This is a genomic window from Winogradskyella sp. (assembly GCF_965656915.1).
Lineage (GTDB): Bacteria > Bacteroidota > Bacteroidia > Flavobacteriales > Flavobacteriaceae > Winogradskyella.
Genome location: NZ_CBFHMI010000036.1, coordinates 1 through 23,873 on the forward strand (window position 1 = coordinate 1; position 23,873 = coordinate 23,873).

Genomic DNA, 23,873 nt, shown 5'->3' on the forward strand with positions numbered 1-23,873 from the left:
CCGATACATAATGTAGGTAATGAAATAAAGCAAGTAATGCTTAGGCTTACTCTAAACATTTATCAATAGTGTATAGGCATACCTATAACTAATTTCAATATCAAATCAATTTAGAGTGAATAAAAAAGGAAGTATGGGTTATTTTATAAGCGTTTCTGCCCAGGCAAAGGCCTCTTCTAATTCACCAAAGATCTCAAACGGCTTGTTAAAGAAAATCTTTTCTATTTGCGCATTGACTTTGGCTTTATAATCATCAGAAACTACAGCAAATCCTTTAAGATTCTCTATTTGAGATGTTTTAAAATAAATCTGAGGATCTACAGAATACGAATTGACTCTGTGTGTAATATAGATAAAGGGTGTGTCTTTATAGTAAGTCTCAGTCACTTGCACCAAAACCTCATTGTGGTCTGGAGTAATGTCGACACCTTCTTTCATAACTACTACAACGTAGTGGTCATAAATAGACATGTCACAAAAATCGAAAGTTAGGGTTTCTTTCATGACGTTAATTAATACTTAGGTTGTGTTAAGATACAAAAAAAACTCTTCTATGTTTAGAAGAGTTTTCTTATTAATTTAAAATTCTACTAGGATTCTGTGGTTTTCCCCGATGTTTTAATTTTAATTTTTAAAACATCGTTTTTGGTATCTAAATCCATAGTAATCGTATCACCTTCATGTATTTTAGAATTAATGATTTCTTCTGCTAAAGCATCTTCAACATATTTCTGTATAGCTCTATTTAAAGGTCTTGCACCATACTGTTTGTCAAAACCTTTCTCAGCAATGTAATCTTTTGCTTTATTAGTTAACTTAAGCTCGTAGCCTAAGTCTTTAATTCTATCAATAAGCTTTACTAATTCAATATCTATTATCTTATTAATATCTTCTTTCTCTAAAGCATTGAATACAACAACATCGTCAATTCTATTTAAGAACTCTGGCGCAAATGCTTTTTTAAGCGCATTTTCAATGATGCCTTTCGCATAATCAGATTCTTGTGCGGCTTTTGCAGAGGTGCCAAAACCAACTCCTGTACCAAAATCTTTTAGTTTTCTGGCACCAATATTGGATGTCATTATAATGATAGTGTTTCTAAAATCTATCTTTCTACCCAGGCTATCAGTCAAATAACCGTCATCTAACACTTGTAAGAGCATATTAAATACATCTGGGTGTGCCTTCTCAATTTCATCTAATAACACAACAGCGTAAGGCTTACGTCTTATTTTTTCAGTTAACTGACCTCCTTCTTCGTAACCAACATATCCAGGAGGTGCACCAATTAATCTTGAAATAGCGAATTTTTCCATGTATTCACTCATGTCTATACGTACCAGTGCATCATCACTATCAAATAATTGGCGTGCCAGGACTTTTGCTAATTGTGTTTTACCAACACCTGTTTGTCCTAAAAATATAAATGAACCAATTGGCTTGTTAGGATCTTTAAGTCCGGCTCTGTTTCTCTGAATAGCTTTAACTACTTTAGCCACAGCTTCCTCTTGTCCAATGACTTTACCTTTAATAAGATCTGGCAATTGTGCCAGTTTATTAATTTCGGTCTGTGCAATTTTATTTACAGGAATACCGGTCATCATAGAAACGACATCGGCAACATTATCTTCGGTCACAACCTCACGATGTTGCTTGGTCTCTTCTTCCCATTTTTCTTGTGCTGTAGCTAATTCTTTTTCGAGACGTTTTTCATCATCACGTAGCTTTGCAGCTTCTTCATATTTCTGTTTCTTAACAACACTATTCTTAGTTTCTTTAACGTCTTCGAGTTTCTTCTCTAGTTCCAGAATTTGTTTAGGCACATCTATATTACTAATATAGACACGCGAGCCAGCTTCATCTAAAGCATCAATTGCTTTGTCTGGTAAAAAACGCTCCGTCATATAACGGTTGGTCAGCTTCACACAAGCTTCAATGGCTTCGTCAGTATAATCAACATTGTGATGTTCTTCGTACTTTCCTTTTATATTATTAAGGATTTCTATAGTTTCTTCAACCGTTGTTGGTTCAACTATAACCTTTTGAAAACGACGCTCTAAAGCACCATCTTTTTCAATATATTGTCTGTACTCGTCTAAAGTAGTAGCACCAATACATTGTATTTCACCTCTTGCAAGCGCTGGTTTAAACATATTTGAGGCATCCAGACTTCCGGTAGCACCACCTGCACCAACTATGGTATGAATCTCATCTATAAAAAGAATAATATCGTCATTCTTTTCTAGTTCATTCATAACAGCTTTCATACGTTCTTCAAACTGTCCTCTATATTTGGTGCCTGCTACTAAGCTCGCCAGGTCTAAGGTTACAACTCGTTTGTTAAAGAGTGCTCTGGGTACTTTACGTTTTACAATACGTAAGGCTAGTCCTTCTGCTATGGCCGATTTACCAACTCCAGGTTCACCAATTAATAATGGGTTGTTTTTCTTTCTTCTACTTAAAATCTGAGATACACGTTGTATCTCTTTTTCTCTTCCAACTACAGGATCTAATCTTCCTTCTTCTGCAAGTACGGTTAAGTCTCTACCAAAATTATCTAAAACCGGAGTTTTTGATTTTTTATTTGATTTAGTGCTTTGACTGCCTCCAAAAGGATTCTGTTTAGCATTATCGTCATCTTCATTTATATCATCGTCAGAAAATGATTCTGCTTTTGGGTCTTCTAAATAATCATCTTCGCTGGTAATCATAGATTTAAATTCTTCTTTTACGTTATCATAGTCTACTTTAAGCTTATTTAAAAGCTTAGTTGTAGGGTCATTTTCATTTCTTAAAATGCACAATAATAGATGTGCGGTATTTATTGAGGTACTTTGAAACAGTTTAGCTTCTAAAAAAGTCGTTTTTAGAGCGCGTTCTGCTTGTCTTGTTAAATGTAAATTCTTTTTTTCGTTAGATGTTGCAACAATGTTTGGGTTTGCTGGGCTTAAAATCTCTACTTTGCGCCTTAAATGATTAAGATCTACATCTAAGGCGCTAAGAATATCTATAGCTTTTCCATTACCATCTCTTAAAAGTCCTAACATTAAGTGTTCGGTACCGATAAAATCATGGCCTAAACGCAAAGCCTCTTCTTTGCTATACGCAATAACATCTTTAACTCTTGGGGAAAAATTATCGTCCATAGTAAAATCCTTTCTGCATTAAAAATAATAAAAACACAATTATAAAGGACAAAAACCATACCTTAAATAATATGTGTGAACGAATAGACTAAAAAAGCATTTTAAATCAAAGGAAAATGCGATTAACTTATTAACTAAAAAGATATCAAATATTGTTAATAAAAAGTCCTAAAAATGCCTTAATTCTTCTCATTAAACACTGCTAAATTAATTATATTAGCACGTTTTGAAAACCTACGAAAAAACTAATTAAAATTATATGGCAGAAGGAGAAAAACTCATTCCAATTAACATTGAAGATGAAATGAAATCGGCTTACATTGATTATTCAATGTCAGTCATTGTGTCTCGTGCTTTACCAGACGTTAGAGATGGCTTAAAACCAGTACATAGACGCGTACTTTATGGTATGCATGAATTAGGTGTTAGAGCCAATACAGCACATAAAAAATCAGCAAGAATTGTTGGTGAAGTTTTAGGTAAATATCACCCACATGGTGATACATCAGTTTATGATACTATGGTACGTATGGCTCAAGAATGGAGTTTGCGTTACATGTTAATAGACGGTCAAGGTAACTTTGGTTCTGTTGATGGTGATAGTCCGGCTGCAATGCGTTATACTGAAGCACGTATGCGCAAAATATCTGAAGACATGTTGGCAGATATTGACAAAGAGACAGTAGATCATAAATTAAACTTTGATGATACCTTAGAAGAACCAACGGTTTTACCAACACGTATACCTGGTTTATTAGTTAATGGAGCATCTGGTATAGCTGTAGGTATGGCTACAAATATGCCACCGCATAACTTAACTGAAGTTGTTAATGGTACCATTGCATACATTGATAACAATGATATTGAGGTTGATGAATTAATAAAGCATATAAAAGCTCCTGATTTTCCAACAGGAGGTACTATCTATGGTTATGACGGAGTAAAGGAAGCTTTTCATACTGGTCGTGGACGTATTGTTATGCGTGGAAAGGCTAATATCGAAGAGGTTAATGGACGTGAATGTATCATTGTAAATGAAATTCCATACCAAGTGAATAAAGCAGATATGATTAAAAAGACTGCTGACTTGATCAATGATAAAAAATTAGAAGGTATCTCAACGATTAGAGATGAGTCTGATAGAAATGGAATGCGTATCGTATATGTATTAAAGCGCGACGCTATTCCTAATATTGTCCTTAATAAATTATATAAGTATACGGCGTTACAATCTTCTTTTAGTGTAAATAATATAGCACTGGTGAAAGGTCGTCCGCAACTATTAAACTTAAAAGATTTAATACATTATTTCGTTGAACACAGACATGAAGTTGTAGTAAGACGAACTAAGTATGAATTGCGTAAAGCAGAAGAGCGTGCTCATATCTTAGAAGGATTAATTATAGCTTCGGATAATATTGATGAAGTAATTGCCTTAATAAGAGCCTCTTCTAATGCAGATGAAGCCAGAACAAAATTAATTGAACGCTTTAAACTAACTGAAATTCAAGCAAAGGCTATTGTAGAAATGCGTTTGCGTCAGTTAACAGGATTAGAACAAGATAAATTACGATCGGAGTATGAAGAGTTAATGAAAACCATAGAAGACTTAAAGGACATCTTAGAAAAGAAAGATCGTCGTATGGGTATCATTAAAGAAGAACTTGAAGTTGTAAAAAATAAATATGGAGACGAGCGTCGCTCAGTTATTGAATATGCTGGCGGTGATCTCAGCATAGAGGATATGATACCGGATGAAAAAGTGGTAATTACAATTTCTCATGCTGGTTATATAAAGCGTACGTCGCTTACAGAGTACAAAACTCAACATAGAGGTGGAGTGGGCCAGAAAGCATCTACAACACGTAACGAAGATTTCTTAGAGCATTTATTTGTGGGAACAAATCATCAATACATGTTATTCTTTACTCAAAAAGGTAAATGTTTCTGGATGCGTGTATATGAAATTCCAGAGGGTACTAAAACATCCAAAGGTAGAGCAATTCAGAATCTTATAAATATAGAGCAAGATGACAAAGTGATGGCATTCATTTGTACTCAAGATTTAAAGGATGAAGATTATATCAATAGCCACTATGTCATTATGGCAACAAAGAAAGGTCAAGTAAAGAAAACGTCTCTAGAACAGTATTCTAGACCAAGAACTAATGGCATTAATGCTATTACGATTAGAGAAGATGATGAATTACTTGAAGCTAAATTAACAACTGGTGAGAGTCAGGTAATGTTAGCCTTAAAATCTGGTAAGGCTATTCGTTTTGAAGAAGCTAAAACAAGACCTATGGGTAGAAATGCTTCAGGTGTAAGAGGTATTAGACTACAAGACGAAAAAACTGATGAAGTTGTTGGGATGATAGCTGTAGATGACATGGAAAGCAATATTCTTGTGGTTTCAGAAAATGGCTACGGAAAACGCTCTAGTTTAGATGATTATAGAATTACCAACCGAGGAGGAAAAGGTGTAAAAACCATTTCTATTACAGAAAAAACCGGTAATTTAGTATCTATAAAGAATGTAACTGACGAAGATGATTTAATGATTATTAATAAATCAGGTATTGCTATAAGAATGGCAGTATCAGATCTTCGTGTAATGGGAAGAGCTACACAAGGTGTTAAATTAATTAACCTTAAGGGTGACGATTCTATTGCTGCAGTAGCTAAAGTTATGAAAGATGATGAAGAAGATGTTGAAGATATAAACACTGAAGCATCAGAAAATCAAGAACTCAATGAAGATGGCACGGCTATTGATACTAATGAAACTGAAAACTAAAAATTAACAATAAAATTATTTATTACAAGATGAAAAAATTAATAGCGCTAGTGTTACTTGTAGCATTTACTTCAATATCTTTTGCACAAAAAAGTGAAATAAAAGCTATAGAAAAAGCACTAAAAAAATCAAATTTTGCTGATGCAAGAACTTCTGTGACAGCAGCTGAAGCATTACTTGGTAATATGGATGATAAAGCAAAAGCAAAGTTTTATTTTCTTAAAGCTCAATCATTATATGCCAACGGAGCTGGTACGGATGCTCAGGTAGATGAGGCTATAGAAAGTTTAGATAAATTAAAGACTTTAGAGTCTCAAATGGGTAAATTAAAATATACAGATGAGGCTAATGAAATGAAGTCGAGTATGTTTAATTCGTTTATTGAAAAAGCAAATCAGGCTTTTAATAACAATGACTTTGTAACTGCAGCAAAGCGTTTTGAGAAAATTTATAGAGTATCACCAAAAGATACGCTCTATTTGTACAATGCTGCATACTCTGCAGTAGAAGCTCAGGACTATGACATGGCAATAGATTATTTCTTAAAACTTAAAGAATTAGGTTATACAGGTATTAAAACCAACTATTACGCTGTAAATAAAGAGACTAATCAAGAAGAAAAATTCGCAGATAAAGCTGGTAGAGATTTCTCAGTAAAGATTAAAACACATTTAAAGCCAAGGGACGAAAAAGCAGAATCTAAAAGAGGTGAAATTGTTAGAAATATTGCCTTAATATACGTTTCACAAGGAGAAAATGAGAAAGCATTAGCAGCAATGGTAGATGCAAGAGAAGAAAACCCAGATGATTTAGGATTAATTATAGCGCAAGCTCAGATGTACTTAAAAATGGGTAATAAAGAAATGTTTGCAGAATTAATTGATGAAGCTTCAAGTAAAGGAACAGATGATGCAGAATTTTTGTTTAATCTGGGAACTTTATTAGCAGAATCGGAAAACCATGCAGAAGCTAAAAAATATTATCAAAATGCTATTGATAAAGATCCTACTTATAATTATGCATACATAAATATGGCATTCTCAATATTAGCTGATGAAGCAAATATTGTAAAAGAAATGAATGGCTTAGGAAATTCTGCAGCAGATAATAAACGTTATGACGAGCTAAAAGAAAAGCGTGAGAATTTATACAGAGAAGCTATACCATACTTTGAAAAGTCTTTAACCTTAAAAGACGATATTAATGTTATAACAAATTTAATGAATCTATACAGTGTATTAGGTGAAACAGATAAGTATAAAGAATTAAAAGCTAAAAAAGAGCAAATGGAAGCTGCTGCAGGCGGTAACTAATTTGCTTACATTGTAAATAAGAAAAAGCAGCGTCTAGACGCTGCTTTTTTTATACAATCTTTTTAATAACTCTAAGTTTATGAGTGTGTAAGTTTTTGTCAATATTATAGATACCACTATGATCTAGACGATCTATTCTCACCTTACCGTGAGCATGAATAATATAATTATCTTTCATTATTATACCCACATGGATGATGTCACCTTCGGCGTTATCAAAAAATGCTAAGTCACCTGGTTCAGATTCTTCAATAAAACTTAATGCATCACCTTGTGTAGCTTGTTCCGAAGCGTCTCTATATAATTTGTAACCATTAAGTTTATATACCATCTGTGTAAATCCAGAACAATCTATTCCAAAAGGTGTTTTTCCTCCCCATAAATAAGGAGCATTTAAATATGAAAATGCTGTTTTTATTATATGAGATTTGTCTTTAGTAGAATTTGCTGAATTTCCTTCAAAATTATGATCTAACAATTTTAATCCGTTCAAATTAGAACCTAATGGTATTGGGTATAGATTCTGAGAATGGTCTGAAACATATTCAATTAAGTCTGTAGATAGATTTAAATCAGAATCAGATAAGACATTATAACTCTCTTTTTCTATTTCTTTGTATTGTTTATTATCTATCCAGCCTTCATATTTATCAAATGCAAAACGGATACGGCTCCATTTCTTTCTTTGTTCTAAAACTTTAAAAAGGTCACCATATAAAGCTTGCGTTACCATTTCACTGGTATCGCTTGGCTCTAATCGTATTGGTACAATCCCTAGATTGCAGATGCCGTATTGCATATAAACTTGTTAAGCGCGTTCTAAAACGATTGCAGATGCACCACCACCGCCATTACAAATTGCAGCGGCACCTATTTTAGCATTGTTTTGATGAAGTACATTTATCAGTGTTACCAAAATTCTTGCTCCTGAACATCCAAGAGGGTGGCCTAAAGAAACTGCACCACCATTAACATTTACATTGTCATCAGATAAACCTAATAATTTCATATTTGCTAATCCAACAACAGAAAAAGCTTCGTTAAACTCAAAATAGTCAACATCACTCAATTCAATATTTGCTTTGGCTAAAGCTTTTGGTAAGGCTTTAGCTGGCGCAGTGGTAAACCATTTTGGCTCTTGAGCTGCATCAGCATAACTTTTAATGGCTGCGATTGGAGTTAAACCTAATTCTTTAGCTTTATCTCTACTCATTAAGACCATTGCAGCTGCACCATCGTTTATAGTAGAAGCATTTGCTGCTGTGACTGTGCCATCTTTTGTAAATGCAGGTCGTAAAGCAGGAATTTTTTCCATTTTTACGTTAGTATATTCTTCATCTTTTGACACAACTATTGGTTCTCCACGACGCTGAGGTACTTCAACCGAAATGACTTCATCATTAAATTTACCTGATTCCCAAGCTTGAGCTGAACGCTTATAGGATTGTATAGCATAAACATCCTGGTCTTCTCTTGAAAAACTGTATTCTGTTGCACAAGCATCCGCACAAACACCCATAGCATTTTTATCATAGGCATCAACTAAGCCATCTTTTTGCATACCATCTTCTAATGTTGCAGGACCAAACTTTGTTGCACTGCGTGCATGGTAGTAATGTGGTATAGCGCTCATATTTTCCATTCCACCAGCAACCACTATATCAACATCACCTAATTGAATGGCTTGTGCCGCCTGCATAATGGCTTTCATACCTGAAGCACAAACTTTATTTATTGTAGTACAAGGAACGCTATCTGGTATACCTGCATAAATAGCAGCTTGTCTTGCTGGTGCTTGACCTGTTCCTGCCTGTACAACATTTCCCATTAAGACTTCCTCAACCAATTCTGGTTTAAGATTAATTTTGTCTAATGCTCCCTTAATAGCCGCTGCACCTAATCTTGGTGCAGGTACTGAAGATAAACTACCTAAAAAACTACCAATAGGTGTTCTAACTGCTGATACTATTACAACGTCCTTATTCATTGATTTAATGTTTGATATTAATAGCTGCGAAATTAATCAATTTTTAGGTATTTTAGAATGTAATAAAGATTATAGCAGTTTAAAATTTTAATATTTATTACATTTGATTGTATATGAATGCACTTCTTAATAAATGGTATAAAAATCATGCATTAGTCTATAAGATACTACTCTTTTTAGTGACCACACTTTTCATTGTTTATTTATTCCCAAAAACGGGAAAATTTAGATATTCATTCGAAAAGGGTAAACCTTGGCAGTCTGAAAACCTATATGCGCCATTTAATTTTGCGATCAAAAAATCTCAAAATGAAATTGATATGGAAAGGGCTAGAATTGAAGAAAATAGTCCTGTTTATTTTAATGAGACATCAAACGTTAAAGACGAGGTTTTATCAAATTATATAGAACAATTTAATCTAACCTTTAAAGATTCCTTTAATATTAATTATCAGAATACGGATTTGTATAAAAAGGGAAGATCATTTATTGAAAACTTATATCAGACTGGTGTATTAGATATTGACTATAACTATGTTGATGAAAGACCAGTTATATTAGTCAATTCAAATGAAATCCAAAGTCAACTACTATTTGAAGATTTAAATAAACTTAGTCAACTACGTCAATTATTAGAAAGTCATTTTAATAGTGAAATTTCGGTTGAAAAAAGAAATAATATGATTTCTTTATTTTTTGATGTAGTCAAACCAAACCTGTCTCTTAACAAAAGTTTGACTCAGAAAGTTTTAGAGGAAAAACTCTCTAAAATTGCATTGACACGAGGAAGTATTGAAAAGGAAACATTGATTATATCGAAAGGTCAAATCGTTGAAGATGAAGAGTTTAGTATATTAAATTCATTGAAATCAGAATACGAATCACAGGTTTGGAATTCAGCTAATTACAATTGGGTTTTATTTGCATATACCTTGTTAGTGGCACTAGCACTTTTGATGTTGTTACTGTTTTTAAGAAAATATAGAATTGAAGTTTTTCATAACAATACGAAGGTCACTTTTATATTTTTTAATATAGTATTAATGGTTCTTTTGACTACAATAGTAATTAATTACAACTCTCAATATATATATGTAGTTCCACTGTGTGTTTTACCTTTGGTTTTAAAAGCATTTTTTGATGCAAGATTAGGTTTGTTTGCTCACGTGCTTACAGTTTTACTCCTAGGTTTTATTGTTCCAAATAGTTATGAGTATATGTTTCTTCAAATTATTGCTGGTATCGTAACTATTTTAACTGTATCTGAACTATATAAGCGTGCTAATTTATTTATTTCAGTAGGACAAATCACGTTAATTTATATCATCGCTTATTTCGCATTTTTTGTTATTCATGAAGGACAAATTACTAGTTTAAAATGGGAGACTTTTGGACTGTTTATTTTATGTGGTTTGGCAACCTTATTTGTTCAACCACTTATTTATATTTATGAAAAGATATTTGGATTGGTTTCGGATGTATCGCTGTTAGAACTATCAGACACAAATACTAAATTATTAAAAGAACTTTCTAATAGAGCACCAGGAACGTTTCATCATTCTTTAAATGTTGCAAATTTAGCTGAAGCATCAGCGAATGAAATAGGCGCTAATGCGATGTTAGTAAGGGTAGGAGCCTTATATCATGATATAGGTAAAATGACTAATCCGACGTATTTTACGGAAAATCAAAGTACTGGTCTTAATCCTCATGATGAACTTTCTAATTATGAAAGTGCTAATATTATTATTAATCATACCATAAAAGGAATAGAGATTGCCAAAAAGAATAACTTACCAGATCGTGTTATAGATTTTATTAGAACACATCATGGTACAAGTGCAGTATATTATTTCTATATGAAAGAGAAATCTACAAATGAAAATACATCAATTGAAGATTTTTCATATCCAGGCCCAAAACCATTTAGTAAAGAGACAGCTATATTAATGATGTGTGATAGTGTCGAAGCTGCTTCAAAAAGCCTTAAAGAGCCTACTAGTACAAAGATTAATGAATTTGTAGAGAATATAATAAACAAGCAAATGGATAATGGGCAATTTCTAAATGCTAATATTACGTTTAAAGAAATTCAGTCCATAAAAAAGGTACTAAAGCATAAACTTGCCAACATCTATCATCTTAGAATAGAATACCCAGAATAATAAATACAAAAAAGCCTCACTATTTCTAGTAAGGCTTCTTGTGATCGCACTAGGATTCGAACCTAGGACCGCCTGCTTAGAAGGCAGGTGCTCTATCCAGCTGAGCTATGCGACCATTCAAGGATTAACTTCGTTGATCCTGAAAATTTTTGTTGTAAAAAGCATTGCTTTTCACAAAAGCTTAAAATAGTTTTTTATGAAAATTAATTTTCAATAAAAGCTTATTCAAACTTTTAGTCGGGGTGGCAGGATTCGAACCTGCGACCTCCGCGTCCCAAACGCGGCGCGATAACCGGGCTACGCTACACCCCGAAATTGGTTATCATTTTGCGGAGAGACCGGGATTCGAACCCGGGCAACACTTACGCGTTGACAGATTAGCAATCTGCTCCATTACCACTCTGGCACCTCTCCAATATTTTAAGAACGTTTCCTAAAAATGCGGATGCAAATGTAACTTTTCATATTAAAGAACGCAACAAATTTTCTGAGTTTTTTACACAAATTTTATAATGCTTTGATAGAGGTAATTATATGATTACTTTTATTTCAATATGTCTAAGTATTTTGCAGATAGAGCCTTTACTGATTATGTGCATCAAAACCTTGCACTTCCATTAATATATAAGCCTCTAAATTGGACTGAGGTACAGCTTCGCAAAGACTATGCTAAATATATTGATATGATGGATGGCATTGATTATGTATTTAGAAATGGAAATCAAATCATGAGTGTACAAGAGGGATTTAGAGAGAAACTACATGAAAATTTTTCAGATTTTACAATTAGATATCGAAGAGATTCAAATAAAGTTGAAGACCGACATAAGTCAGAGTATTATAAAATGAAAGCCCATTATTTTACCTATGGGATAATTGACACATCCAAATCTGAATTTAACAAAGCTTCCAATTTTATTAAATATGCAATTATAGATTTAAAAAAGGTCTATCATAAGTTAGATTCTAAAGAGATTTTTATCTCAAATAACAATGAAAATAAATGCAAAATAGTCGATAGTAATCGCATTGAATGTCCTGTAAAATATAATTCAGACGGTTCTTCTTCTTTTTTTGCTAGTAATATTTCTTATTTAGTACAATTATTGGGAGAAGACATGATTATTGATCAAAAAGGTTTTTTTTAATTGTTAAACTTTAACGCAATTTTGTAACGACTTTTTCTTGAAATTTAATAGCTTCGTTAAGCTATGTCACAGGAAAACCAACTCATTAAATTCACCAAAAAGGGTATTTATTGTCCTCAAGGTAAGTTCTATTTAGACCCTTGGTATCCTGTGGATTACGCCATAATTTCACACGGACACGCTGACCATGCGCGCTGGGGAATGAAACGCTATTTATGCACAGACGATTCGAAAGCTATTCTGCAACATCGTTTGGGTGCTGATATTAAGATTGAAAGTCTACCTTATGACAAATCGTTAACTATAAATGGTGTCAAGGTATCTTTTCATCCTGCAGGTCATGTTATTGGTTCAGCACAAATACGACTAGAATATAAAGGCTACGTCGTAGTATTTTCTGGTGATTACAAGACTCAACCCGATTTTATAAGCACACCTTTTGAACCTATTAGATGTAATTCATTTATAACTGAAAGTACTTTTGGACTACCTATTTACAGTTGGAAATCCGAAGAGGAACTTCAGACAGAATTACAAAGTTGGGTCAGAACCAATCAATCTAATAATAGAACTTCCGTCTTTTTAGGGTATTCCCTAGGTAAGGCACAACGTTTAATGTCTTTGTTAGAGGGCTGTGATGACATCTATGTACATCGCGCCATTCACAATTTAAATGAGGCCATTTCAGGTTCAGGATTAAAATTGCCGAAAACCAAATTATGGTCAGCAGACTTAGATAAGAAAACACTTCAGAATAAAATTATTATTGCGCCACCGGCTTTATTGGGTTCTCGTATGCTCAAACGCGTGCCGAATTCTGCAACAGCTATCTGTTCGGGTTGGATGCAAATTCGTGGGAATAGGCGTTGGCAAGCGGTTGATGCAGGTTTTGTGGTGAGTGACCATGCTGACTGGAATGGCTTAATTTCTGCAGTAAAAGTTACAGAAGCCCAGCAGGTCTATGTTACGCATGGCTCACAAGCTGTGTTTTCAAAATATTTGAATGAAATTGGTATCAAAGCGGATGAACTTAAAACCGAATATGGTGATGAGGCTTTAGCAAAAGCAGAAAAGGAAGATGTTGAAAACAAAAAAATAGTAAAAGCCACTTGATTAAAAGTATAAAATATAATAGTTGTTCTGTCATGTCGAGCGCAGTCGAGACATCTCATAACATTAAAGTAATTGGGAAGAGATTCCCACTTTTGTGGGAATAAAATGAAGCAGTTTTCAGAATTAATTAGCGCTATAGAAATCACCAATAAAACCAATGCTAAAATAGAAGCCTTGGTGCATTATTTCAGCACAGCACCAGATAAGGATAAATTATGGCTTATTGCACTATTCACAGGTAAACGACCATCACGACCCGTTAAAACCACCCTGATGAAAGCATGGTGCATGGAATTGACCAAACTTCCTGAATGGTTATTCTTAGAAAGTTATAGTACTGTTGGCGATTTGGGTGAAACCTTAGCCTTATTATTGCCAGAACCTACACATCATTTAGATTTAAGTCTTAATGAATGGATGACAGAATTAAAAGCTTTAAAACCTAAGACTGAGGAAGAAAAAAAGGCGTTTGTTCTAGAAGCATGGTCTGGTTTAAATCAGCAAGAACGCCTTATTTTTAACAAACTAATAGGTGGTAGTTTTAGAATTGGTGTATCTAAAAAAACATTGGTGAATGCCTTGGCTAAACTTACTAATATTGATGCCAACCAACTGATGCATAGCATTATCGGGAATTGGGAAGTCAATAATATTTCGTTTGAAGAATTAATTAATGGTTTTCATATTAACTACGATAATTCAAAACCCTATCCCTTTTGTTTAGCTTATGCTTTAGAAAAGGATTTGTCAGAATTGGGCGAACCAATCGATTGGATAGTAGAGCAAAAATGGGATGGTATTCGTGGACAAATCGTAAAACGAAATAGTGAAATCTATATCTGGTCACGAGGTGAAGAATTGGTGACTAAACAATTTCCAGAATTGGTGGAAGCCATGTCTAGCTTTCAAGATGATTTTGTCATTGATGGCGAAATTTTAGCCATGAAGGATAATGATGTATTGTTATTCAATGACTTACAAAAACGCTTAAATCGAAAGAACGTCACTAAGAAATTATTAGAAGAGGTTCCTGTGGGTTTTAAAGCTTATGATATTTTAGAATTTAATGGTGACGATATAAGAGAACATCCTTTCGCAGAGCGCAGAAAACGATTAGAGATGGTTTTCAAGTCTATAGCTCTACCAGAACATATTAAGTTGTCATTTTTAGTGGATTTTAAAGAATGGGAAGACTTGCACGCCATCAGAGATAATTCCAGAGCAATCAATAGCGAAGGCTTAATGTTAAAGCAGAAAAAATCACCATATCATACAGGTCGTAAAAAAGGCGATTGGTGGAAATGGAAAGTTGACCCGCTGACCATTGATGCGGTTATGATTTATGCCCAAAAAGGTAGTGGACGACGAAGTTCAAAATACACAGACTACACTTTTGCTGTAAAAAAGGATGATGCATTGGTAACTGTTGCAAAGGCGTATTCGGGATTAACCGATAAAGAAATTACGGAGATATCCCAATGGGTAAATAAGAATGCCATTGAAAAATTTGGACCTGTTAGAACGGTAAAACCAGAACTTGTTTTCGAAATTGCCTTTGAAGGTATTGCACTAAGCAATCGCCATAAATCTGGTGTTGCTTTACGTTTTCCTAGAATTGCTAGATGGCGAAAAGACAAACCTGTAGAGGACATAGATACCATTGAAACTGTTAAACAACTTATCACAGCACCCTGAATATTGTTTTTGGTTCGATTATGGTGTATATTTACATCAAATTAAAGAAATTATGGGAAGACAAAGTATTTCATTTACAAAACCAAATGACGAATGGCTCAAGGCGCAAGTGGAAAGCGAAGAATATTCAAGTAAAAGTGAATTGGTTAATGATTTAATCCGTCAAGCTAGAAAACAACAGTCTCAAATAGATTGGGTACGAGAGAAACTCAGAAAAGCTGAGGACAGCGGATTTACAGACGATTCCAAGGATGCCATTTTAGCGCAGTCTAAAAAGCGTCTTAATGGCTAATTACAGATTAAGTAAAGAAGCAAAAGAGGACTTAATCCGAATTCACCATTATGGTATTCAAAAGTTTGGAATGGTTCAAGCAGACTACTATTTCAATTCTTTTTTCGAATATTTTGATTTGATTGCTAAAAATCCTTTTTCATTTGAAGCTGTTGACCACATACGAAAAGGCTATCGAAGATGTGTTTGTGGTGTTGATAGTATTTTTTTCAGAATAAGAGACAATCAAGTTGAAATTATGGCGATTATCGGTCGTCAGGATATAAATCAATTACTTTAGTGACAGCATTTAGAGACAGCGACGGTTTACACATTATTAATAATTGGATGGCAGAAAAAGGACATGCGCCTTTTCCTTTCCAAATGCAGACCTGGCAACGCTATACTAACGGTTACTCAGGTATGGTCATTGCACCAACAGGCTTTGGTAAAACGTTTTCCGTATTTCTGGCCGTAGTCATCGATTACCTTAATCACCCAGAACGTTATCCTAAAGGCTTAAAATTATTATGGATTAGTCCATTACGTTCCTTAGCAAAAGACTTGGCAAAAGCCATGACAGAAGCGGTGGATGATATTGGTTTAGATTGGTCAGTCCAAGTGAGAAATGGTGACACACCAACAGCAACACGACGCAAGCAAGAACGTCTTATGCCAGATGTGTTATTGACCACACCAGAAACCATGCACTTATTGTTTTCACAGAAAAATAATTCGAGATGGTTTAAAAACCTAAAATGTGTAGCTATTGATGAGTGGCACGAATTACTCGGAAATAAACGCGGTGTGCTTACCGAATTAGCGATTTCCCAGTTGAGACATCATGCACCCAAGCTTCGTATTTGGGGAATCACAGCGACCATTGGCAATCTAGAAGAAGCAAAATCAGTATTATTACCGTATCCAGATTTAAAAGTAACTACAGTAACAGCTAAACAAAAAAAGAAACTAGATATCATTTCAGTCTTACCAGACGAAATTGAAGTCTTGCCATGGGCTGGACATTTAGGCGGTAAAATGGTGGATAAGATTTTACCTATTATAGCGTCGAACACGACGACATTGATTTTTACCAATACCAGAGGCCAAGCTGAATTATGGTACCAATTGTTATTGAATGCACAACCAGATTTAGCGGGACTTTTGGCGATTCATCATGGTTCAATTGATAAAAAATTACGTAATTGGATTGAAGATAACATCGCTTCAGGCTATCTAAAAGCTGTAGTTTGTACCTCTTCACTCGATTTGGGTGTTGATTTTAAACCTGTGGATTGTGTGATTCAGATTGGTTCAGTGAAAGGCATTGCCCGTTTTATGCAACGTGCAGGACGAAGTGGACATTCACCTTTTGAGCGCTCAAAAATTTACTTTGTACCGACACATTCCTTAGAATTGGTGGAAGTTTCAGCATTAAAAGAGGCTATTAAAGAGAAGCAAATGGAATCGAGAGTCCCAATGGTGTTGACCTTTGATGTCTTGGTGCAATTCATGGTGACTTTGGCCGTTGGCGAAGGATTTGATGCTAAGAATTTATTTGAGCGAATACAACAGGTTTATGCCTTTCACTATCTGACCGAAGCGGATTGGCAATGGTGTTTGCATTTCATTACAAAAGGCGGAAAGACTTTGAATTCATATGAAGAATTTCATAAAGTGATTCTAGATGAAGACGAGAAACACAAAGTAAAAAGTCGTCGTATTAGTATGTTGCATCGTATGAATATCGGTGCCATTGTGAGTGAAGTTAACTTGAAGGTGAAATATTTTTCAGGTGGTTATATCGGCATGATTGAAGAATTTTTTGTATCAAAACTTAAGCCAGGGGAAAGTTTTATTTTAGCGGGTCGTGTATTAGAACTGGTTCAAATTAAGGATATGACGGTTCTCGTGAGACGCAGCAAAGCTAAAAAAGCGGTGTCACCAAGTTGGTTAGGTGGACGATTACCGCTAACGTCTCATCTTAGTCATTATTTGAGATTAAAATTGTCAGATGCGTTAGAACCTGGGCGTTTAGAAAAAGAATTACGTTTTTTAAATCCTTTGGTAAGCAGGCAAGATGCACATTCTCATATTCCAAAAGCGGATGAGTTTTTGGTTGAACTGATTGAAACTAGAGATGGACATCATTTATTTATGTATCCGTTTGAAGGACGTTTGGTTCATGAAGTCTTTTCAGCATTAATGGCATATCGTATCAGTAAATTAAAGCCTTTGACTTTTACTATAGCAATGAATGATTACGGGTTTGAATTGTTGAGTGACCAACCGATCCCTATTAACGAAGCTAATATTGAAGCCCTTTTAAGCAAAGAAAACCTAATGGACGATGTCATTGCCAGTATCAACGCTTCAGAAATGGCATCTCGAAAATTTAGAGATATTGCCGTAATCGCTGGTTTGGTGGTGCAATCGCAACCAGGAACTCGTAAAACCAGTAAAAGCTTGCAATCCTCGTCAGGTTTGATTTTTAGAGTGCTTGAAGATTATGAGCAGGATAATTTATTATTACGACAAGCTTATACCGAAGTATTTAATCAACAGTTGGAAGAAGCAAGATTACAACAGGCTTTTGAGCGAATTTCTAACAGTAAAATAATAGTACAACGCGCGAATTCTTTTACACCATTGAGTTTTCCGCTTAAGGTTGATAGTTTACGTGGTACCATGAGTAATGAAAATTTAGACAAACGTATTCAGCGTATTAAAGAACAAGCGTTTAAAGTTGATTAGTCATTTTCGACAGAGCGAAGTATGAGCGACGAGAAATCACATAATCTTGGTTTCACAATAATCCTGTGTGATGTCTCGGATGCGTTCGACATGACAGCAGAAGTAATTTCGATAGAGTTAAGAATGAGCGACGAGAAATCTCATGGTTGAAATTTTAAAACTAACAATGATGTGATGACTCACAAGCGTTCGACATGACTAAATTACCTGATTATTCAATGCTTCCCATTTAGGATTAAAATTTGAAATTAGATTATTTTTCTTTTCTCTGCGCCACTTTTTTAATTCCTTTTCTCTATTAATCGCATCTTTGGGGCTTTCAAATCCTTCATAATATATCAGATAGATACAATTGTATTTCCCAGCAAATGATTTTTTAGCATTTTGACTATCAAAATAGTGTTGTTCTAGACGCTTTTGGGTATTGTTAGTCACACCAATGTATAGTGTTGTTCTATATGCATTAGTTACGATGTAGACAAAATGATTGTAAAGCATGGATAAATTTAAAAATAATCTAACAGTCATTTCGAGTAGAGCGAGAAATCACATAATTTTGGTTTTGAATAAACGAGTGAGATGTCTCTCATACGTTCGACAGAGTGAAGAATGAGCGACGAGAAATCACATAACTTTTTTAATGAGCTATTTGTGTGATGTCTCACATGCGTTCGACATGACAATTAGATTGAATATTGTTAAAGAAAATATCACTATTAAAAATGAGGTTTTAACCTTAACCAATCAGCGCGCTATCTATTGGAAAGCTCATGAGGCTTTAATTTTATCTGATGTTCATATTGGTAAAACAGCGCATTTTAGACGTCATGGTATTCCAATGCCAGATGGTATTCTTCAAAAGGATTTAGAACGATTAAAGCAACTAATTAGTTACTTTAAACCTAAGCAATTATTGATTGTTGGTGATTTATTTCATGCTGAAACGAATAGCGATATGGTCACCTTTAAAATTTGGCTAGAGCAATTCGAAGATTTGCGTTTGGTTTTAATAAAAGGGAATCACGATAAACAGTCCAAACGATTAATGGATGATTTAGGAATTGAAGTTATAACGGAAATGAACATTGAACCATTTACCTTAATTCATGAACCTAAAGATAGCAGCTTAGATTTATTTACAATTTCGGGTCATACACATCCAGGTGTATTAATAAAAGGAAAAGGAAGGCAGAACATAAAATTGCCTTGTTATCAAGTTACTTCTAATCAGTTGATTCTACCAGCTTTTAGTTTATTTACTGGGCTAAACACACGTTCTGAGCCTGATGATGCCACGTGTTTTGCATTTACAGAAACTTCTATTTTTAAATTTTAGAGCAGATAATAATTACTTTTTCTTCGTTTTTATTAGTTGTGAAGAATAAGTACATGTTTCCACCATCTTTAATTTTAAGCTTCTTACGAATATCACCTACAGATATTGGAAAGTTTCGCGTCGTCACATTTGCTTTGCTAATCTTTTCTCTTGCGAATACCTTTTTATTGAACGGAACTACTTTTTCAATTTTAAAACGTCGTCCTGGAAAATCGATAAGCGTATTAGACGTATATAAATGCGAGTGTTTATGTAGCTTTGGAATATTTAATTGAGCACTTACAGAATTAAAAGCACCAGCTTTTAATATGGTGGAATTAGGCTCATAGAGATAGGTGAGTGGTTCAGTATATTCGACTAACGCATCATGCTCATCTTCAAACTTAAAGTCAAATTCCTGCTTGTTTTGTTTCGTTAGGTTTATCGTTTTAATTCTGAAATCAGATTTACAATCACGTTTTAAAATCCAAAGCAATTCTTTAACGTCATTATTGACAGCTATAATATGCAGTTCTTTGATTTGTTTTAAATCGGTCCGCGTAGCCTTTATGTCTAATAAAGGCGAAGTTTTAATCATAATATGCTTGGCATACTTTAAGAATAAGCCTTGAAATGTTTTGACATTTGGTGTGCAATCCGATAATAAAAAAACTTTTTTCTTGGTATCATCACGACGCGAAGGGTCAATGTATATCCAATCAAAGGGTTGGTCAATACGTTTTAAAGCTTCAATACCATTTTCGTTTAGACAGTCAATATTTGAAATGTTTAAAGTTTTGTAATTATGCTTTACTAGTTCTGAAAGGTTTTCATTTATTTCGCAATGGGTAACATTTTCTACTTGTTTAGAAAAATAATAAGCATCCACACCAAATCCACCTGTGAGGTCAATTAACGAATTTCCTGATACCAAGTTTGCTTTATATTTAGCAGTAATCTCAGAAGAGGTTTGCTCAATATTTAGCTTGTTTGGATAGTAAATATTTTTAGTATTAAACCAGGTTGGTAGTTTCTTTTCTGAACGTTTTTTAGCTTCAATTTGCTCTATGATTTCTTTGGTAGTTACGTCATCAAAAATAATACCTTTCAACAATAAACTAGTGATGTCTGAATTTAAATTAGAATTTATAAAATTCTGAATTTCAATATGTAATAAAGATGTATTCAACTTAACTCTATAAGTCTTTAGTGAGTTTCTTCACAACTTTGTAGTCAGAAAGAAATTCTTTCAACACCACTTTAATTGCAGTATAGGTAGGTACTGCTACGATCATCCCAACAATTCCAAATAATATTCCCGCAATTATAATAACTAGGAATATTTCTAATGGATGTGATTTGACACTTTTCGAAAAAATAAATGGTTGACTAAAGAAATTGTCTACTAATTGAGCAACGATAAAACCTATCATTACATATGTAGTTTTTGGTAAAATTACCTCACTAAAACTTTCACCAAGATTACTAGACATACTTAAAAGTAACATAAGGAAACCGCTAATTACAGGACCTACATAAGGTACTAAATTTAATAATGCACATAAAAACGCAATAACAATGGCATTATTAATATCAAAAATTAATAAGACGATTGTATAGATTATAAAAAGAATTAGTATCTGGAATATTAGACCTACGAAATACCTAGAAAGTAAATTTTTAATTATTAAAAAAGAGTTTCTGGTTTTTGATTCATTGCCACTTGGAATAAACGTCATAATACCATTTTCAAAAAGATGACTATCTTTTAGAAAGAAAAACGAAATGAATAGTACTGAGAACAGGCCTATGCTAAAACTTCCTAGTCCACTTACCAGATTATTAAGAAACTCTGGGATATAGGTAAAGTCTAATTTAGATAACAATCCTGAATCTTTAATAGACTGTTCTACATCTATATTTTTGAATTCAAAGTAGCTTACGATTTGATTGTATAAATCCTGAACATTACGTTGAAGTTGATCAATATCTAATAAGGCCAAATTATGTCCTTGTTCTGCAACTAAAGGAATAAATAAACCAATTAACCCAATGAATAGTCCTATAAATAATATCATGGTAACTACAACAGCAATAGTGTTATTAAACTTAAGTTTACGTCTTAGGAATATTATGATAGGTCGTCCTATCAGGGATATTACGGCAGCAACGGCAATGTATACGATTACCGCTTGTATCTCATACAGAAAGACTAATATCAGCGCAATGGCTAAAAGTATGCCTACTGCTCTTAAGATTCCGTTTGCAATTATTTTTGAATTCATGGTCTAAATATAGCTAATTTCTAACTTAGGAATTCAGCTGTTTTGTAATTTCGTATAAGGCTATGCTGGCTGCTGTTACCACATTCATACTACTATTGTTACCATACATATCAATATGAACGATGGAGTTACATTTTTTCAGAATGTCTTCTTTAATGCCATAATTTTCATTGCCAATAATTAAGACTACAGGTACATTATTTTTTAAACTAAGGGTATGCAGTGGTTTACTATTTTCTGTTATTTCTAGTGCGATCACATTATGTGACTTTAATTCACCCAGTACAGAATCAACGGATGTTCTAATTTCAAAATGAACGTATTTTTCTGTTGAGCGCGATGTTTTAGTAATGCGTTTTCCGATAGGAATATTTTCTCCACAGAATATCAACTTTTCTACTCCCATAGCATCGGCAATGCGAAATAAACTACCAACATTAGATGCGTGGTATACGTTATCGCACACTATTGTTATCGGATGTTTTTGCTTATTAAAGTTAGAGTTGTAGTGTGTTAATTGCAAGTTTAGAAGCTAAAAGAATTTATTAAATTGAATAATAATTAAAATTAAAATAGAAAAACAAATTAAAAAAAAGACTAAACTAACTATGCCGATTAATAATTTTTCAGGAAATTTTTTTTCAGAGGAATCATAATTGAATAAAAGACCTATTAATTCACAAAGAAATTCAACTACAACTCTCATATAATTGATATTTTTTTAATCTAATTCTCAAAGGCATACTTTACAATATTAGCACCCATTTTAAGTGCTTTTTCCCTAACATCTTCAGGGTCGTTATGTACTTCAGGGTCTTCCCAACCGTCACCTAAATCACTTTCAAAGGTAAAAAGTAGCACTAAACGATCTTCATGAAATATTCCAAATGCTTGTGGAGCTTTACCATCATGTTCGTGAATTTTAGGCAATCCGTTTGGAAAATCGTATGCTGAATTGAAAATCTCGTGATCTTTAGGGATTTCAATTAATTCTTTATTCGGAAAAACTTTTAGTAGCTCTTTAGTAATGTAAGGTTCCATACCATAATTATCATCGATATGAAGAAAACCACCAGAAATAAGGTAATTCCTCAGGTTTCGAGCATCATCTTCACTAAAGAATACATTACCATGACCAGTCATGTGTAATAACGGAAATTGAAATATATCTATGCTACCAGCTTCTACAGTTTGTATATTTTCGTTAATGTTAGTATCAATATTATCATTGCAATATTTCACCAAATTTGGTAATGCAGTTGGGTTACTGTACCAATCACCACCACCTTTGTATTTGAGTATTGCAACATCTTGAGAAAGCAACACCAAAGAGGACATTAAAAAAAATAAAGAAAATAGACTTTTCATAGGTTATTCATTAATAAATGCAACCGAGTGACAAGCAGCAATAGCAGCTGTTTCTGTGCGTAATCGATACTTACCCAAAGTTACAGGAATATACTGATGCTGCAAAGCTATTTCAATTTCTTTAACGCTAAAGTCACCTTCAGGTCCAATTAATATGACACAGTTCTTATGTAATTGTATTTGGGTCTTGAGTGATTTTCTGTCGGTTTCTTCGCAGTGTGCAATAAATTTTTGAGCTTTAAATCGCTGAACAATAAAATCTGAAAATGATATAGCGGGATGTAATTTAGGCAAATAACAAGACAAGGATTGTTTCATTGCGGCCTGAATTATTTTTTCAAAACGATCTGGTTTTATTACTTTTCGTTCGCTGTGGTCGCAAATAATTGGTGTAATTTCTTCAACACCTATTTCGGTAGCCTTTTCTAAAAACCACTCATAGCGGTCGTTCATCTTGGTAGGTGCAACAACTAAATGTAATTTATAGTCTCGTTTTTGTTGTTTTTGTTTTGAAAT

Annotated in this window: 20 protein-coding genes and 3 tRNA genes; 10 read left to right on the top strand and 13 right to left on the bottom strand. The window is 33.8% G+C overall.

The annotated features are described in order from the left end of the window. Positions 1-138: 138 nt before the first annotated feature. Positions 139-504 carry a hypothetical protein gene (locus ACTG3Y_RS09480; protein WP_439152685.1) on the bottom strand — a complete coding sequence of 122 codons (366 nt, stop codon included), beginning with the start codon at positions 502-504 and terminating at the stop codon, positions 139-141. A gap of 86 nt (positions 505-590) precedes the next feature. Continuing rightward, the gene (locus ACTG3Y_RS09485) at positions 591-3,146 is read right to left on the bottom strand and encodes an ATP-dependent Clp protease ATP-binding subunit (RefSeq protein WP_439152686.1); all 2,556 of its coding nucleotides are present in this window, start codon (positions 3,144-3,146) and stop codon (positions 591-593) included. A gap of 259 nt (positions 3,147-3,405) precedes the next feature. Between ACTG3Y_RS09485 and gyrA the strand changes: the two genes are divergently transcribed. Both gyrA and ACTG3Y_RS09495 read left to right on the top strand, forming a co-directional pair. Then, positions 3,406-5,943 (top strand): DNA gyrase subunit A, encoded by a 2,538-nt coding sequence (gyrA, locus tag ACTG3Y_RS09490; RefSeq protein ID WP_439152687.1) that lies wholly within the window; start codon positions 3,406-3,408, stop codon positions 5,941-5,943. 29 nt (positions 5,944-5,972) lie between these two features. Further along, positions 5,973-7,256 carry a tetratricopeptide repeat protein gene (locus ACTG3Y_RS09495; RefSeq protein ID WP_439152688.1) on the top strand — a complete coding sequence of 428 codons (1,284 nt, stop codon included), beginning with the start codon at positions 5,973-5,975 and terminating at the stop codon, positions 7,254-7,256. A 49-nt stretch (positions 7,257-7,305) separates the two neighbouring features. Here the strand turns inward: ACTG3Y_RS09495 and ACTG3Y_RS09500 are convergent, their stop codons facing one another. Both ACTG3Y_RS09500 and ACTG3Y_RS09505 read right to left on the bottom strand, forming a co-directional pair. Then, positions 7,306-8,055, bottom strand: a complete 750-nt coding sequence (locus tag ACTG3Y_RS09500) for a C40 family peptidase (protein ID WP_439152689.1) — start codon at positions 8,053-8,055, stop codon at positions 7,306-7,308. A gap of 9 nt (positions 8,056-8,064) precedes the next feature. Next, positions 8,065-9,243 carry an acetyl-CoA C-acyltransferase gene (locus ACTG3Y_RS09505; protein WP_439152690.1) on the bottom strand — a complete coding sequence of 393 codons (1,179 nt, stop codon included), beginning with the start codon at positions 9,241-9,243 and terminating at the stop codon, positions 8,065-8,067. Positions 9,244-9,356: 113 nt separating this feature from the next. Here ACTG3Y_RS09505 and ACTG3Y_RS09510 point away from each other — a divergent pair, with 113 nt between their 5' ends. Beyond that, a complete protein-coding gene (locus tag ACTG3Y_RS09510) occupies positions 9,357-11,408 on the top strand; it encodes an HD family phosphohydrolase (protein WP_439152691.1) in 2,052 nt (683 codons plus the stop codon). Positions 11,409-11,449: 41 nt separating this feature from the next. On the opposite strand, the gene ACTG3Y_RS09515 is transcribed toward ACTG3Y_RS09510, so the two are convergent. From ACTG3Y_RS09515 to ACTG3Y_RS09525, 3 genes are all read right to left on the bottom strand, one after another. Beyond that, positions 11,450-11,523 (bottom strand) — tRNA-Arg (locus tag ACTG3Y_RS09515). Positions 11,524-11,645: 122 nt separating this feature from the next. Beyond that, a tRNA-Pro gene (locus tag ACTG3Y_RS09520) sits at positions 11,646-11,720 on the bottom strand. Between the two features lie 18 nt (positions 11,721-11,738). Beyond that, positions 11,739-11,822, bottom strand: a tRNA-Ser gene (locus ACTG3Y_RS09525). A 140-nt stretch (positions 11,823-11,962) separates the two neighbouring features. Between ACTG3Y_RS09525 and ACTG3Y_RS09530 the strand changes: the two genes are divergently transcribed. The 6 genes from ACTG3Y_RS09530 (at position 11,963) to ACTG3Y_RS09555 (ending at position 18,389) form a co-directional block, all read left to right on the top strand. Next, positions 11,963-12,556 carry a hypothetical protein gene (locus tag ACTG3Y_RS09530; RefSeq protein ID WP_439152692.1) on the top strand — a complete coding sequence of 198 codons (594 nt, stop codon included), beginning with the start codon at positions 11,963-11,965 and terminating at the stop codon, positions 12,554-12,556. Between the two features lie 63 nt (positions 12,557-12,619). After that, positions 12,620-13,669, top strand: a complete 1,050-nt coding sequence (locus ACTG3Y_RS09535) for a ligase-associated DNA damage response exonuclease (protein ID WP_439152693.1) — start codon at positions 12,620-12,622, stop codon at positions 13,667-13,669. A gap of 105 nt (positions 13,670-13,774) precedes the next feature. After that, complete coding sequence (locus tag ACTG3Y_RS09540; RefSeq protein WP_439152704.1) at positions 13,775-15,364, top strand: ATP-dependent DNA ligase; 1,590 nt, start codon at positions 13,775-13,777, stop codon at positions 15,362-15,364. A gap of 52 nt (positions 15,365-15,416) precedes the next feature. Further along, positions 15,417-15,656 carry a ribbon-helix-helix domain-containing protein gene (locus ACTG3Y_RS09545; RefSeq protein WP_439152694.1) on the top strand — a complete coding sequence of 80 codons (240 nt, stop codon included), beginning with the start codon at positions 15,417-15,419 and terminating at the stop codon, positions 15,654-15,656. Next, positions 15,649-15,936 carry a type II toxin-antitoxin system RelE/ParE family toxin gene (locus tag ACTG3Y_RS09550; RefSeq protein WP_439152695.1) on the top strand — a complete coding sequence of 96 codons (288 nt, stop codon included), beginning with the start codon at positions 15,649-15,651 and terminating at the stop codon, positions 15,934-15,936. The genes ACTG3Y_RS09545 and ACTG3Y_RS09550 overlap by 8 nt, the downstream gene beginning before the upstream one ends. Beyond that, entirely contained in the window at positions 15,936-18,389 is a 2,454-nt protein-coding gene (locus tag ACTG3Y_RS09555; RefSeq protein ID WP_439152696.1) for a ligase-associated DNA damage response DEXH box helicase, read from the top strand. The genes ACTG3Y_RS09550 and ACTG3Y_RS09555 overlap by 1 nt, the downstream gene beginning before the upstream one ends. A 198-nt stretch (positions 18,390-18,587) precedes the next feature. Here the strand turns inward: ACTG3Y_RS09555 and ACTG3Y_RS09560 are convergent, their stop codons facing one another. Beyond that, a complete protein-coding gene (locus tag ACTG3Y_RS09560; RefSeq protein ID WP_439152697.1) occupies positions 18,588-18,887 on the bottom strand; it encodes a GIY-YIG nuclease family protein in 300 nt (99 codons plus the stop codon). A gap of 142 nt (positions 18,888-19,029) precedes the next feature. Between ACTG3Y_RS09560 and pdeM the strand changes: the two genes are divergently transcribed. After that, the gene (gene pdeM, locus ACTG3Y_RS09565) at positions 19,030-19,725 is read left to right on the top strand and encodes a ligase-associated DNA damage response endonuclease PdeM (protein ID WP_439152698.1); all 696 of its coding nucleotides are present in this window, start codon (positions 19,030-19,032) and stop codon (positions 19,723-19,725) included. Here pdeM and ACTG3Y_RS09570 read toward each other — a convergent pair. The 5 genes from ACTG3Y_RS09570 to ACTG3Y_RS09590 form a co-directional block, all read right to left on the bottom strand. After that, the gene (locus ACTG3Y_RS09570; RefSeq protein ID WP_439152699.1) at positions 19,715-20,893 is read right to left on the bottom strand and encodes a class I SAM-dependent methyltransferase; all 1,179 of its coding nucleotides are present in this window, start codon (positions 20,891-20,893) and stop codon (positions 19,715-19,717) included. The genes pdeM and ACTG3Y_RS09570 overlap by 11 nt on opposite strands. 7 nt (positions 20,894-20,900) lie before the next feature. After that, a complete protein-coding gene (locus ACTG3Y_RS09575; RefSeq protein WP_439152700.1) occupies positions 20,901-21,989 on the bottom strand; it encodes an AI-2E family transporter in 1,089 nt (362 codons plus the stop codon). A 25-nt stretch (positions 21,990-22,014) separates the two neighbouring features. Continuing rightward, positions 22,015-22,455 carry a TrmH family RNA methyltransferase gene (locus ACTG3Y_RS09580; RefSeq protein WP_439152701.1) on the bottom strand — a complete coding sequence of 147 codons (441 nt, stop codon included), beginning with the start codon at positions 22,453-22,455 and terminating at the stop codon, positions 22,015-22,017. 260 nt (positions 22,456-22,715) lie between these two features. Next, on the bottom strand, positions 22,716-23,357 hold the full coding sequence (locus tag ACTG3Y_RS09585) for a DUF4159 domain-containing protein (protein ID WP_439152702.1): 642 nt from the start codon (positions 23,355-23,357) through the stop codon (positions 22,716-22,718). A 3-nt stretch (positions 23,358-23,360) separates the two neighbouring features. Beyond that, positions 23,361-23,873: RsmE family RNA methyltransferase (locus tag ACTG3Y_RS09590; RefSeq protein WP_439152703.1), on the bottom strand; the 513-nt coding region annotated here is incomplete at its 5' end.